General features: G+C 52.3%; 15 protein-coding genes and 7 tRNA genes. 17 read left to right on the top strand and 5 right to left on the bottom strand.

Annotation, left to right across the window (positions count from 1 at the left end; all coding sequences use genetic code 11):
- Positions 1 to 10 precede the first annotated feature (10 nt).
- Positions 11 to 1,048 carry a type IV pilus twitching motility protein PilT gene (locus tag NF212_RS02500; protein WP_434358517.1) on the bottom strand — a complete coding sequence of 346 codons (1,038 nt, stop codon included), beginning with the start codon at positions 1,046 to 1,048 and terminating at the stop codon, positions 11 to 13.
- Between the two features lie 23 nt (positions 1,049 to 1,071).
- Between NF212_RS02500 and NF212_RS02495 the strand changes: the two genes are divergently transcribed.
- From NF212_RS02495 to hemW, 7 genes are all read left to right on the top strand, one after another.
- Positions 1,072 to 1,782, top strand: a complete 711-nt coding sequence (locus NF212_RS02495; protein ID WP_434358515.1) for a YggS family pyridoxal phosphate-dependent enzyme — start codon at positions 1,072 to 1,074, stop codon at positions 1,780 to 1,782.
- 94 nt (positions 1,783 to 1,876) lie between these two features.
- Positions 1,877 to 2,695, top strand: a complete 819-nt coding sequence (gene proC, locus NF212_RS02490; RefSeq protein WP_434358513.1) for a pyrroline-5-carboxylate reductase — start codon at positions 1,877 to 1,879, stop codon at positions 2,693 to 2,695.
- Between the two features lie 11 nt (positions 2,696 to 2,706).
- Positions 2,707 to 3,264, top strand: a complete 558-nt coding sequence (locus tag NF212_RS02485) for a YggT family protein (RefSeq protein WP_434358511.1) — start codon at positions 2,707 to 2,709, stop codon at positions 3,262 to 3,264.
- Positions 3,261 to 3,551: a DUF167 family protein YggU gene (gene yggU / locus NF212_RS02480; RefSeq protein WP_054674964.1), complete on the top strand. Its 291-nt coding sequence runs from the start codon at positions 3,261 to 3,263 to the stop codon at positions 3,549 to 3,551. The genes NF212_RS02485 and yggU overlap by 4 nt, the downstream gene beginning before the upstream one ends.
- 440 nt (positions 3,552 to 3,991) lie before the next feature.
- Entirely contained in the window at positions 3,992 to 4,432 is a 441-nt protein-coding gene (locus NF212_RS02475; protein ID WP_434358510.1) for a DUF4426 domain-containing protein, read from the top strand.
- Between the two features lie 136 nt (positions 4,433 to 4,568).
- Positions 4,569 to 5,168 (top strand): XTP/dITP diphosphatase, encoded by a 600-nt coding sequence (locus NF212_RS02470; RefSeq protein ID WP_434358508.1) that lies wholly within the window; start codon positions 4,569 to 4,571, stop codon positions 5,166 to 5,168.
- A gap of 6 nt (positions 5,169 to 5,174) precedes the next feature.
- On the top strand, positions 5,175 to 6,329 hold the full coding sequence (gene hemW / locus NF212_RS02465; protein ID WP_434358506.1) for a radical SAM family heme chaperone HemW: 1,155 nt from the start codon (positions 5,175 to 5,177) through the stop codon (positions 6,327 to 6,329).
- Here hemW and NF212_RS02460 read toward each other — a convergent pair.
- The 3 genes from NF212_RS02460 to trmB all read right to left on the bottom strand — a co-directional run bounded on the left by NF212_RS02460 (position 6,316) and on the right by trmB (position 8,836).
- Positions 6,316 to 7,077: a DUF2884 family protein gene (locus NF212_RS02460; RefSeq protein WP_434358504.1), complete on the bottom strand. Its 762-nt coding sequence runs from the start codon at positions 7,075 to 7,077 to the stop codon at positions 6,316 to 6,318. The two genes, hemW and NF212_RS02460, sit on opposite strands and share 14 nt — an antisense overlap.
- A 40-nt stretch (positions 7,078 to 7,117) precedes the next feature.
- On the bottom strand, positions 7,118 to 8,038 hold the full coding sequence (gene glsB / locus NF212_RS02455) for a glutaminase B (protein WP_434358502.1): 921 nt from the start codon (positions 8,036 to 8,038) through the stop codon (positions 7,118 to 7,120).
- A gap of 81 nt (positions 8,039 to 8,119) precedes the next feature.
- Positions 8,120 to 8,836: a tRNA (guanosine(46)-N7)-methyltransferase TrmB gene (gene trmB / locus NF212_RS02450; protein ID WP_054674961.1), complete on the bottom strand. Its 717-nt coding sequence runs from the start codon at positions 8,834 to 8,836 to the stop codon at positions 8,120 to 8,122.
- A gap of 154 nt (positions 8,837 to 8,990) precedes the next feature.
- Here trmB and mutY point away from each other — a divergent pair, with 154 nt between their 5' ends.
- From mutY to NF212_RS02400, 10 genes are all read left to right on the top strand, one after another.
- A complete protein-coding gene (gene mutY, locus NF212_RS02445) occupies positions 8,991 to 10,058 on the top strand; it encodes an A/G-specific adenine glycosylase (protein ID WP_434358499.1) in 1,068 nt (355 codons plus the stop codon).
- 56 nt (positions 10,059 to 10,114) lie between these two features.
- Complete coding sequence (locus NF212_RS02440) at positions 10,115 to 10,387, top strand: oxidative damage protection protein (RefSeq protein WP_434358497.1); 273 nt, start codon at positions 10,115 to 10,117, stop codon at positions 10,385 to 10,387.
- A 125-nt stretch (positions 10,388 to 10,512) separates the two neighbouring features.
- Complete coding sequence (gene mltC, locus NF212_RS02435; protein WP_434360818.1) at positions 10,513 to 11,616, top strand: membrane-bound lytic murein transglycosylase MltC; 1,104 nt, start codon at positions 10,513 to 10,515, stop codon at positions 11,614 to 11,616.
- Positions 11,617 to 11,751: 135 nt separating this feature from the next.
- Positions 11,752 to 11,827 (top strand) — tRNA-Phe (locus NF212_RS02430).
- 30 nt (positions 11,828 to 11,857) lie between these two features.
- Positions 11,858 to 11,933, top strand: a tRNA-Thr gene (locus NF212_RS02425).
- Positions 11,934 to 11,936: 3 nt separating this feature from the next.
- Positions 11,937 to 12,012, top strand: a tRNA-Phe gene (locus NF212_RS02420).
- 43 nt (positions 12,013 to 12,055) lie between these two features.
- A tRNA-Asn gene (locus NF212_RS02415) sits at positions 12,056 to 12,131 on the top strand.
- A 46-nt stretch (positions 12,132 to 12,177) separates the two neighbouring features.
- Positions 12,178 to 12,253, top strand: a tRNA-Thr gene (locus tag NF212_RS02410).
- A gap of 3 nt (positions 12,254 to 12,256) precedes the next feature.
- Positions 12,257 to 12,332: transfer RNA gene (locus tag NF212_RS02405), tRNA-Phe, on the top strand.
- A 43-nt stretch (positions 12,333 to 12,375) separates the two neighbouring features.
- A tRNA-Asn gene (locus NF212_RS02400) sits at positions 12,376 to 12,451 on the top strand.
- 189 nt (positions 12,452 to 12,640) lie between these two features.
- On the opposite strand, the gene NF212_RS02395 is transcribed toward NF212_RS02400, so the two are convergent.
- On the bottom strand, positions 12,641 to 13,339 hold the full coding sequence (locus tag NF212_RS02395; RefSeq protein WP_434358495.1) for a DUF3313 domain-containing protein: 699 nt from the start codon (positions 13,337 to 13,339) through the stop codon (positions 12,641 to 12,643).

Genomic DNA, 13,339 nt, shown 5'->3' with positions numbered 1-13,339 from the left:
TGCTCCGGAATTAAAAGCCTGAGTCAGCCTGACCGAGACGGCTCTGCACAATGGACGGATCCACCAGCCCCTGTGCCGCCAGTTTGTTGATTGCCTGTTCCATGGTCACCATACCCAGAGCCGCGCCGGTCTGGATAACAGAGAACATCTGGGCAACCTTATCTTCACGGATCAGGTTCCGGATAGCCGGTGTGCCTACCATGATTTCATGAGCGGCAATACGCCCGCCGGTATTGCACTTAAGCAGCGTCTGTGAAATCACTGCCTGTAGGGACTCCGACAGCATGGAACGCACCATAGGTTTGTCACTGCCGGGGAATACATCAATGATTCGGTCAACTGTCTTCGCTGCACTTGAGGTGTGAAGGGTTCCAAATACCAGGTGCCCGGTTTCCGCTGCCGTCAACGCCAGGCTGATGGTCTCCTGGTCACGCATCTCACCGACCAGGATCACATCCGGGTCTTCGCGCATCGCTGAGCGCAGCGCGTTGTTGAAAGAGCGGGTGTCCCGGTGCACCTCACGCTGGTTAATCAGGCACTTTTTCTGATCGTGGACAAATTCAATCGGGTCCTCAATGGTGAGGATATGGCGGTTATGGTTGGTATTGATGAAGTCCACCATCGCCGCCAGCGTGGTCGATTTACCTGATCCCGTAGGCCCGGTCACCAAAACCAGCCCTTTGGGCAGGCTGGCAAAACGCTCGAACACCTTCGGGGCGTTGAGGGCATCCAGAGTCGGGATCTGGGTAGGTATCGTCCTGAATACTGCGGCACAACCGCGCGCCTGGTGGAACGCGTTGACACGGAAACGGCCGGTTCCCGGCAGTTCGAATGAAAAATCCACTTCCAGGTTTTCTTCGAACTCACGCTGCTGGGCATCATTCATAATGTCAAAGATCAAGCGGTGCACATCCGTATGGCCAAGTGGCGGTACGCTCAGCTTGCGTACATCACCATCTACACGAACCATCGGAGGAACCCCCGCAGAAAGGTGCAGATCGGAGGCGTTATGCTTTACACTAAAGTCCAACAGTTCTGTGATATCCATGGGTTACCCTCAAAATTCTGATTATGCAAAGTATTAGCGAAAACCTGGGTCAAGTCATCCGCGAGATTGATGATGCAACAGCAAAATGTGGTCGCGCTCGCGGGACAGTTGACTTACTTGCGGTAAGTAAAACCAAACCCGTCGAGTGTGTGCAAGAAGCCATTGATGCCGGACAGCGGGAGTTTGGCGAAAACTACATTCAGGAAGGGGTGGAAAAAGTTCAGTATTTCGCCGGTTCAGAACATGCTGCTGACTTGAAATGGCACTTAATCGGCCCAATTCAGTCAAATAAGACCAAACAGGTTGCAGAGCATTTTGATTGGGTACACACCATTGACCGCATCAAAATTGCCCGCCGCCTGAATGAACAGCGTCCGAAAAACATGGCACCACTGAATATACTTATCCAGGTCAACACCAGCGGTGAAGAAAGTAAATCCGGCACTGGGTTCGATGAAGTACGGGAACTGGCTAAAGAGGTTGCAACGCTGCCAAACCTGGTACTGCGGGGGCTGATGACAATTCCCGAACCGGAAGATGACCACCGCAAACAGCTGGAAGCTTTTGCCCCTCTGTCTGCACTGTTTAAGGAAATGCAGGCACAATACCCGCACTTTGATACCCTTTCCATGGGGATGAGCGGTGACATGGCTGCAGCAATCGAATCAGGCAGTACCATGGTGCGCATTGGTACCGCTATTTTTGGCGCACGGAATTACGGCAGCGCTAACTGATAACACGTACACCAAGCCTGCCGGGCCTATTCGGCTCCGGCGACTTAACCTGCTGACCGCCAGCCGGCCGGCGCGAGAATAATAAGGAAAGGCAATGGAACCAAGACAGATAGCTTTTGTAGGTGCCGGTAACATGGCAACAGCCATCATTGCGGGACTGGTAAAAGCGGGATATCCGGCAGACAACATCATTGCGACGGATCCAAACGCAGATTCACGTGTTCGCCTCGGCGAAACATACGGTATCTTCACCTCCGGAGACAACACGCTGGCTGTAGATGATGCTGACGTGGTAGTACTGGCAGTGAAACCCCAGTTAATGGAAACCGTGATGGGTGGCCTCAAGGATATCGACTGGAACGGCAAGCTGGTTATTTCCATTGCTGCGGGTATTTCTGTAGCGCGCCTGAACCAATTGGCCGGTACAGAACTTTCTGTGGTTCGCGTTATGCCAAACACGCCGGCATTGGTAAGCAAGGGCATGAGTGGTCTTTTTGCCCCGGCATCCGTTTCCGATGCAGATCGTGAATTTGCGGGTAAGCTGATGCAGGCTGTAGGTGAAGTATGCTGGGTTGAGGAAGAGTCCGGCATCAATGCAGTCATTGCGGCCGCTGGCAGTGCTCCGGCGTATTTCTTCCGCTTTATGGAAGCCATGCAGGAAGAAGCTGTCCGTCAGGGCTTTGATACCGAGACCGCACGCCTGCTGGTTCAGCAGTCCGCGCTGGGAGCGGCTGAAATGGTGGTCGCCAACCCGGAACTGCCCCTGTCTACGTTGCGTGAACAGGTAACCTCAAAAGGCGGTACGACAGCAGAAGCGCTGCGCGTATTTAACGAAAATAACCTCTCCGAAACCGTATCTGAAGCCATGAAGGCCGCAGTTGCGCGTGCAGAAGAGATGGAAAAGCTGTTTTAAGGGCACGCTATATGAATTCAATGTTGTTCCTGATTAACACCCTGTTCGACCTCTATATCATGGTCGTCCTGATGCGTGCGTGGCTGCAATTTGCCCGCGCGGACTTCTACAACCCGTTCTCACAGTTCGTGGTGAAGGCAACCCAGCCGATCATTGCGCCGCTTCGCCGCATTATCCCGCCGATTGGCAGCCTGGATACCGCTACCCTGCTGTTTGCCTATGTACTTTGCATGGGTAAGTTCGTGGTGCTTGACCTGGTTGCCACCAGTGGAGCCCTCTCATTCAGCCCTGAACTGTTCTATATCGGCGCGCTGGCCCTTCTGAAGTCAGCCGGTGGACTGCTGTTCTGGGTGCTGATTATTCGCGCGATCCTGAGCTGGGTCAGCCAGGGCCGAAGCCCAATTGAGTATGTGATGATGCAGCTGACAGAACCCTTTGTAGCCCCTGTCCGCCGCGTGATCCCACCTCTGGGTGGCCTTGACCTGAGTGTGCTGGTGATTTTCATCGGCCTGCAGTTCATTAACTTTCTGCTTGGTGACCTTATCGGTCCTATCTGGTTCCAGCTGTGAGTGCAGTGGTAAGGGATGGAGACGACATCGTGCTGAGGCTGTACATCCAGCCCAAGGCCAGCCGCGATCAGCTGGTTGGCCTTCACGGTGAGGAGTTTAAAGTCGCCATTACCGCGCCACCAGTGGACGGAAAAGCCAATGCCCACCTGACCAAATACCTGGCAAAACAGTTCCGGGTAGCCAAGGGCAAAATTGAGATTGAAAAAGGCGACCTCGGGCGTCACAAGCAGGTCCGAATCTGTGACCCGGTGGAAATTCCCAAAGAAGTTGCCGAACTGCTCGACTGAGCAACATCGACGTTTAAATAAAGCCAGCACCAGCTGGCTTTATTTTTATACCCAAACCACCTCAAGGTGCGTGATTCAGAGTGATTTCAGTGCGTTCAATTCAAGGAAAATACCCGTAGGAATGGCTGCTCCCTTTCAAAGGTATTTGACGCAGAAGTGGGCGCACTGAAACACTCCCGAAGGGCGAGTTTGATTGGCTCTCATCCTGCGTTGCTGTTTCTTGATTTAGAGCCACTAGATCGTCAAAACAGCGCCTTGACTGACAGCCAATCAACTCTCGCTGAAACCTGCACCTTCAGGTGGTTTGGGTATATATACTTCAAACTCTTACCACCGACACGTAGTTATTTCCAACCAAATCCCGGATACTGGCGTACAGTATACAAGTCAGTAACAATTCCTGATTTTCCGATATCGGGAAAAGGCACAAGGTGGATATCATGAAAGGTATGGTCAATTGGGCTGTAGCAGCTCTGATGACGGCCGCGCTCACCGCGCCGGCTCAGGCGGAGCAGGCAAAACAGATTGGGCAACTGGAAGTGCATTACTCAGCCATCCCCACCACACTCATCGCCCCGCAGGTAGCCAAGGCTTACAACATTAAGCGAAGCAAGGTCCAGGGGTTGTTGAATATCGCTATTCTGGATACAAGGGTGGTAGGCAAACCCGCTGTCGCCGGTAGCGTGAGCGGAGAAGCATCAAACCTGCTCGGCAGTAAAAAGGCACTCGAGTTTCAGGAAGTCAGAGAAGGCAAAGCCATCTATTATCTCGCCACCTTTGGCTACACCAACGAAGAAACCCTGCGCTTTAAGATAGATATCAGCGTCCCAGGCAAAAGTACCGGACGGCTGGAATTCAACCAGAAATTCTACGTCGATTGATCCCACGATCTAAGCTTATCCCCGGCGGTATATTTGCGCTAATATACCGCCCCTGACCTGTTCCCAATACCCATTGGATTAGCTTGTTGATTAGAAATAAATCCAATTGGGATACGACCCATGCAAGGAGTCCCGGATGAGTAAACTGGTTCTGGCTACCGGTAACCAAGGCAAAGTAAAAGAAATGGCTGACCTGCTGGCTGACTTCGGCTTCGAAGTGATGGCCCAGAGCGAGTTCAGCGTGTCTGATGCTGAGGAAACTGGCACCACTTTTATCGAAAATGCCATTATCAAAGCGCGTCATGCCGCCCGTGAAACCGGCCTGCCAGCCATTGCTGACGATTCTGGCCTGGAAGTGGATGCCCTTGCCGGTGCACCGGGTGTGTACTCTGCCCGCTATGCCGGAGAAGGCAAAGGCAACAAAGCCAACCTGGATCTGCTGCTGGAAAACATGAAAGACGTACCGGAAGATCAGCGTACCGCACGTTTCCACTGTGTACTGGTCATGATGCGCCATGCCAATGACCCGACACCACTGGTTTGCCACGGCAAATGGGAAGGCAAGATCACCTTTGAACCTAAAGGTGAAAATGGCTTTGGCTATGATCCCGTGTTCTGGGTTGGTGAGCACGGCTGTACCTCAGCAGAGCTTGAGCCTGCGGTGAAAAAGCAGCTTTCCCACCGTGGCCAGGCACTCAAAACACTGTTTGCGACCCTAAAAGCACAAGAGGCCTAAACCACCATGCTGTCGCTGCCTCCGCTGAGTCTCTATATCCATATTCCCTGGTGCGTGCAGAAATGTCCGTACTGCGATTTCAACTCCCACGCCCTCAAGGAAGGCATCCCGGAGCAGCAATACATCGCTGCTTTGCTGGAGGATTTGGATACGGATATCACCCGCTACCAACTGGCCGGTGATTCGCGGGCACTGCATTCCATCTTTATCGGTGGCGGCACCCCCAGCCTGTTCAGCCCGGATGCTATTAGACAACTGTTGAATGGTGTAGCTGAGCGCATCCCGTTCAGCCCGGATATCGAAATCACCATGGAAGCCAACCCCGGCACGGTGGAAGCCGGGCGCTTCACCGCCTACCGCGAAGCCGGTGTGAACCGGATTTCTATTGGCGTTCAGAGCTTCGACGCGGAAAAGCTGAAGCGCCTTGGCCGCATCCATGGGCCGGAAGAAGCGATTCGGGCCGCCAAGCTGGCGACAGAAGCCGGGTTGCAGAGCTTCAACCTCGATCTGATGCACGGTCTGCCTGACCAGACACTGGAAGAGGCACTGGATGACCTTCGGCAGGCCATTGCACTTAACCCGCCGCACCTTTCATGGTACCAACTGACCATTGAGCCCAACACCCTGTTTTACTCCCGCCCGCCGGTGCTGCCGGATGACGATTCGTTGTGGGATATTTTTGAGCAGGGACACAAACTGCTGACAGATGCCGGGTATGTCCAGTACGAAACCTCCGGTTACAGCAAGCCGGGCTTCCAGTGCCGCCACAACCTCAATTACTGGCGCTTTGGTGATTATCTCGGTATTGGCTGCGGTGCCCACGGAAAGCTGAGCTTTACTGACGGCAGGATCATACGCACAGTCAAGGTCAAGCACCCGAAAGGTTACCTTGATGCAGGTAAGCCATACTTGACTGACGAGAACACCGTCGGCAGTGAAGACCGCCCATTCGAGTTCTTTATGAACCGTTTCCGTCTGCTTGAAGCCTGCCCGAAAGCAGAGTTCACAGCCTACACCAGCCTGCCACTGTCAGCGATTGAAAGGGATATAAATTGGGCTTTGGAGAAAGGCTATCTCCAAGATCTTGGGGAAAGCTGGCAGATCACCGAGCAAGGCAAACTCTTCCTCAATGATCTGCTGAGCCGCTTTATCGCGGAGTAACCTTGACGGTTTTCCAGGATTCCAGGGCCGGGATCAGGTCCTGGATCTTTTCTTCTTTTTGCTGCCACACAGTCAGTCGCTGGCAAAGATCATCCTCAACCGGCGCGGCTTTTACCCGCTGCTCAGCAATGGTATCACTCACTTTACCCTGCACATCCAGCAAACGGTCAGAAATGTAGCTGAGCGGGTTTTCCTCGCCGCCACTTTGCGCAGCAATATCCATCAGCCCTTTCGAGGCCACGGTAGCCACCAGTTGAGGCAAAGACGCCCTAACCTCCTGGGCTGTCTGTTCCAACAGCTCATGGTTGAGCCGGGGGGAGAGGTTTTCATCATAAAGTGACGTATTCACCTTACGCTGAATGTAACGGTGATACTGGCTCACCTCGCCGCGCAAACGGCTTTTCTCACCCAGCTCGGTTTTAAGCACATTGTCGAGTGACTGCCATGCCGATGTAATTGCCGTGCTGAGAGATTTACTGATGTACGGCAGTTCGGTACGGACCATTTTGTTGTAGTCCGCCAGGGCTTCCTGCTGGCTGATATTAAGAGTGACAGGGTGGACAGCGTAAAACAGCTTTCCGTCAGGGGTGACCCGGAACATCTCTTTCCCTTTCCAGAGAAGGACGTTATCGGATTTCACAGCCACATCGCTGAACAGTTCCGTGTTACAGCCTGCAGTCGCCGTACCGCTCAGTCCAAGTGCCAGTGCAGCGGCAGCCATTTTTGTTGTCAGTCTCTTTCCAGCCATAGGCTTTCCTCCCGCAATACCCGGCGGGTGCCGGGTTACATCAGAAAATCGAGCGGCCAATTCGCTCCGCCAGCAACTCAAGTGCTGCGGTACCGGCTAGGGAGTTACCGGACGGATCAAGCTCCGGAGACCATACAGCAATGGTCATCTCACCCGGCACAATGGCAACAATGCCACCACCCACACCGGATTTACCCGGCATTCCCACACGGTATGCAAACTCCCCGGCACCGTCATACAAGCCGCACGTCGCGAGCAATGCATTGATTTGCTTACTTTGAGTCTGGCTGATAATTCTTTTTTCTGCGCCTAAAGGAAGTCCTTTATTCGCAAGGTAAGTGAATGTCCGCGCCAGATCGACGCAACTCATGCTCAGTGCACAGTAGTGGAAATAGGTCTCCAACACCGGCATGACGTCGTTCTCAAAGTTGCCGAATGCACGCATAAGGTAAGCAATGGCAGCATTGCGGTCGCTGTGCTGCATTTCCGAATTGGCAACAATCTTGTTGTAACAGATATGCGGGTTGCCTGTAAGGTTGCGGACAAACTCTAACATTCGCTGACGTGGTGCTGACAGGCGACTGAACAGCATATCGCACACCACCAGGGCTCCGGCATTAATGAAGGGGTTGCGGGGTATCCCCTGCTCCATTTCCAGCTGGATCATGGAGTTAAAAGCCTGGCCGGAAGGTTCTTTACCTACCCGCTCCCAGATCTCTTCCGGTTGGTAGATCTGGCATGCCAGGGTCAGACTCAGTACCTTTGAGATCGACTGAATGGAGAACGGCTCATTCGCGTCGCCCGCCTGAATAATTTCCCCGTCGTTATAACAAACGGCGATACCCAGTTTTTCTGCCGGCACCTCTGCCAGCGCAGGAATATAGTCGGCAACCTTGCCTTTCCCAATCAGCGGGCGCACTTCGTCCAGAATGCCATTCAACAGCTCAGCCGTAGGCTTCATGACTTCCTCCAAAGGTCAAAAAAGCCAACCCGAGGTTGGCTTTTTGAATACTAAGTCTTAAACGTTTTTTGCGAATCTATATTACGCAATACGTTCGAATTTCAGGTCCCACACACCATGGCCGAGACGGTGGCCACGTTGTTCGAATTTGGTCAGCGGACGCTCTTCAGGGCGAGGGATGTAATCACCGTCTGTGGCCTGGTTTTTATAGCCTTCAGACACATTCATGACTTCCGCCATGTGCTCAGCATAGTTTTCCCAGTCGGTCGCCATGTGGAACACACCACCGATTGCCAGCTTTTCACGTACCATCTGTGCAAAGGCATCCTGAACGATGCGGCGCTTGTGGTGACGCTTCTTGTGCCAAGGGTCTGGGAAGAACAGTTGTACTGTCGCCAGGCTTGAGTCCGGGATCATAGAAGCAAACACCTCAACCGCGTCATGGCACATCACGCGCAGGTTGGTCAGGTTGTTCTCGCGTGCTGCCATCAGACAGGCACCCACACCCGGACGGTGGACTTCGATACCCACAAAGTTCTTTTCAGGGGCATTTTTTGCCATCTCGACCAGAGAGGCACCCATGCCGAAGCCGATTTCCAGAACCACCGGGTTGTCATTGCCGAATACCTCTTTCCAGTCGAGGCGGCTTTCAGCAAAATCGAGACCCATTGCAGGCCAGCACTCAGTCAGTGCGGATTCCTGGCCTTTGGTCAGTCGCCCTTCACGGCGTACGAAGCTGCGAATTTTACGGACGAGTTTTCCGTCTTCATTGAATTCTGGTTTGATGACATCAGTCATGATTCTGTTGCCTGCGATGCATTAAGTGGTTAGGAATATCTGCGAAACGGGCATTATCCAGAGATCGCGCCCGTGTGCAAGTGATCGATTTGCGCTCAACGGGCTTAGTGTGGTGCAATCCTGCCATACAAAATGAATAATAACTGAGAGTAACGTGAGTCAGTCTTTCTCCGATGCCATCCTTGAATGGTACGAACAGTACGGGCGGAAAACCCTGCCCTGGCAACAGGCCAAAACCCCTTACAAAGTCTGGTTGAGTGAAATCATGCTCCAGCAGACACAGGTCGCCACCGTTATCCCGTATTTTGAACGGTTTATGGAACGCTTCCCGAGCGTGTCCGATTTGGCTGCCGCCGACCTGGATGAAGTTTTACACCTTTGGACCGGGCTTGGCTACTACGCAAGGGCAAGAAACCTCCATAAAGCGGCAAAACAGGTTGTCGAGCTGCATGGCGGCAACTTCCCCACCGATATCGACGAGGTGATGGCGTTGCCCGGAGTTGGGCGGTCAACCGCAGGGGCTGTTTTGTCCCTGTCTCTCGGTCAACCTCATCCTATTCTGGACGGCAATGTTAAACGAACCCTGGCGCGTTGCTATGCCGTCGAAGGCTGGCCAGGGCAAAAACCGGTGGAAAACCGTCTTTGGGAATTGGCAGAATCGCTCACGCCGGAACAGGATGTAGAAAAGTACAACCAAGCGATGATGGATATGGGCGCAATGATCTGTACCCGTTCCAAACCCAAATGCGAGCTCTGCCCGGTAAAGAACCGATGCGAAGCGTTGGCACTTGGCCGCCAGGCTGACTTCCCGGGTAAAAAGCCTAAGAAAATCCTGCCGGAGAAACAGGCCAACTTCCTCATCTTGCAATACGGCTCAGAAGTCTGGCTGGAGCAGCGCCCGCCGGTTGGCCTGTGGGGCGGCTTATGGTGCCTGCCGGAGAGTGCCGATGGCGAGCTGGAACAGACCGTATCCAAACGTTTCCCGGATGCAGAAATCTGTAATAACCCTGAACAATTAACGGCTTTTCGCCATACTTTCAGCCATTTTCATCTGGATATCGTGCCATTTCGCGTAAAACTTGCTGCCCGCCCTCACGCAGTCATGGAAGGTGGGCAGGGTCTTTGGTATAACTTAAACCAACCCGCCACGGTTGGTTTGGCAGCCCCTGTACAAAAGCTGCTGGACACCCTGGCCTACGAGTTACGCCAATCGGATAAATAGCAGGTCGGAATGTTCACCGGGCATATCTGATTGGTATCAAGCGAAGGAGCAAAAGCATGAGCCGTACCGTGTTCTGCCAGCGTCTGCAGAAAGAAGCCGAAGGTCTGGATTTCCAACTCTATCCGGGTGATCTCGGTAAGCGAATTTTCGACAATATCAGTAAGGAAGCATGGGCAGAATGGCAGGCCAAGCAAACCATGCTGATTAACGAGAAAAAGCTCAACATGATGAACACTGAGCACCGCCAACTGCTCGAAGAAGAGATGGTGAACTTCCTATTTGAAGGCAAGGATGTGGTCATCGACGGATATACCCCACCTTCTGAATAAGCTCATCTTCACGATTCGCTTAAAAAATGACATTATTCGCACGCGGATAATGTCATTTTTTTAAGGTTTTCATGTCGTTCTTCTTGCCTCCGAGATTTGCTTTAGTGGTCTTCGCGTCACTGGTGATGCTGACAGGCTGCACCCGGGAATTCATTGAGGGCACCATTGGTGTCGACTATGAAACCACTAACCGTTTTGCCAAAAACCTCGCCCCCCTGCCCGGCCAGTTCATTAAAGATGAAGCCGCCTTTGAGCGTCTTGTAGCATCCTTTACCGGTAACATTGAAAGCCACTGGGGCAAAAACGATGTGCGCGTTGCGGGTAAGCGCGATTACGTAAAATACACTGACAATTACCTCAGCCGGGCATCGGTCGATTTCGAGCATGGCAGGATAACCATTGAAACCGTAGCCACCACCGATCCCAAATCCCACCTCAAGCAGGCCATTATCACTACCCTGCTGACGCCGGAGGATCCGGCGCATGTCGATCTCTATTCAGACAGGGGAATCACCCTTGAGGGACAACCGTTCTTGCTCGGGCAGGTCGTTGACCAGGATGGCAAGGAAATAGCCTGGGAATGGCGGGCCAACCGCTTTGCGGATTATCTCATCGATCACCGGATGAAGACCCGCAAGGTCAAGTTCCAAAAATCTTTTTACGTGGAAATCCCTCTGGTCAGGAATCACTGGAGTAAGCGGAAGTATAAATACCAACAGTATGTTCGCGCATCTTCGAGAAAATACGGCATCTCTGAAGACCTCATCTATGCCATCATCAAAACTGAAAGCAGCTTCAACCCCTATGCTGTGAGCTGGGCAAACGCTTATGGTTTGATGCAGGTCGTACCAAACACCGCCGGACGCGACGTCTTTAAGCTGGTAAAAAACCGCTCCGGGCAACCATCACCGGAATACCTGTTTGATCCGGCAAAGAATATCGATACCGGTACAGCGTACTTCTACATACTCAAGAACCGGTATTTAAAAGATGTCCGGGATCCAACATCACTCCACTACAGTATGATTTCGGCATATAACGGCGGGGCCGGGAATGTACTCAATACCTTTGACCGCAAAAACCGTGACCGGGCAATGCGTGAACTGAACAGCCTCAGGCCAAATCAGGTATATTGGGCACTGACCAACCGACATCCTTCTGCAGAGTCACGACGCTACTTGCAGAAAGTCACAAAATTCCAACAGGAGTTTCGTGCGGGTAAAGGCTAAAATCCGTTTTTTATGATGATGTTGCTCAAATAGTTTTCTTTTTGATGCTTTTATGCACGAACAGTCAAAAATGGAGACTTTTTTGGAAAAAAGAGTTGACGCTAGAAGCCAAAATCCGTTTAATAGCGCTCCGTTGCCCGGATAGCTCAGTCGGTAGAGCAGGGGATTGAAAATCCCCGTGTCGGTGGTTCGATTCCGCCTCCGGGCACCATATTTCTCTCGGTGTCAGAGAAATATTTGTGCCGGCTTAGCTCAGTTGGTAGAGCAACTGACTTGTAATCAGTAGGTCACCAGTTCGACTCCGGTAGCCGGCACCACTTGCCTCGATAGCTCAGTCGGTAGAGCAGGGGATTGAAAATCCCCGTGTCGGTGGTTCGATTCCGCCTCGAGGCACCATTATTTTGGTGAGTTGATTCGTCAGCTTACGTAGAAAAATTGTTCCCCCTTAGTTCAGTCGGTAGAACGGCGGACTGTTAATCCGTATGTCGCAAGTTCAAGTCTTGCAGGGGGAGCCAAATTCGGTGCTATAAGTTCACAAACTTTGTCGCCAAACAGGTTTGTGCCGGCTTAGCTCAGTTGGTAGAGCAACTGACTTGTAATCAGTAGGTCACCAGTTCGACTCCGGTAGCCGGCACCACTTGCCTCGATAGCTCAGTCGGTAGAGCAGGGGATTGAAAATCCCCGTGTCGGTGGTTCGATTCCGCCTCGAGGCACCATTATTTTGGTGGGTTGATTCGTCAGCTTACGTAAAAAAATTGTTCCCCCTTAGTTCAGTCGGTAGAACGGCGGACTGTTAATCCGTATGTCGCAAGTTCAAGTCTTGCAGGGGGAGCCACTTTAAAGAACCTCGCTTTTAGCGGGGTTTTTTATTACCTGCTGTCAGGACTTAGTCCTGATATGTCGCTGACCTGTCTGGCCGCGTTAAGTCCAGCCGGGGGAGCCACTTTGAAAGGCCTAGTCGAAAGACTGGGCCTTTTTCGTATGGGGCAAAACACCAGCCCAAATATTACATTCACCCCTGCCCTTAACTTTCCGGTTTGTAATGGTTCAGAGTATTGGCAAGGCGCTCGACCCACCAGTTGATGGCATCTTTGGCATCATCGGTTGAACTGATAATCGTGCTGAAATCTTTGTTACCACTTCGACGGTCGATGGCTGCAATGATCGGCTCTCCGGTCATTGCATCGCTAATCAAAACTTCAACTGATGCGGCACCAACATTGGTATGCTCACCAGTGATCACTTTTGAGATGGTTGAGATACCCAGACCAACCGGCAATACACTGCTGGTGACGGCTAACACCGGGTTAGGGGTTTCTACGTTGGTGAGGGCTATACTGACGCGAAGAGTTTTATCTCCGGGCTCGTTGACTTTTTTCAGCCGGGTATCCAGTGCTTTAAGTTGCCCGACAAAGTAATTCGCAATGTCGTTGACCTCTTCTACATCCAAGCCGTCGTAACGTTCACTGCCATCAAGCAGCACATAAACCTGATCGAAGACCACACTGTCGTACTGGTTGAGTTTTTGTTGGACATCTTCTGCACTTCTCAACCGCCGTTGAGACCAAACCAGGTCAACACCTCCATCCGGACCTGGACGAAAATCATCGTAGGTTTTAAATGTCTGTGCACGGCGGATATCCTGGATATTACTGCACCCCGCAAATACCCCTGCCATAACCGCTACCAGAAAGATACGGACAGTTTTCTTCCAAATATGCAT

The sequence above is a fragment of the Parasalinivibrio latis genome, assembly GCF_036825535.1.
In the GTDB taxonomy this organism is placed as follows: Bacteria; Pseudomonadota; Gammaproteobacteria; order Enterobacterales; family Vibrionaceae; genus Parasalinivibrio; species Parasalinivibrio latis.
The sequence above is the reverse complement of the archived record's forward strand: the minus strand, read 5'-3'. Positions and strand labels throughout refer to the sequence as shown.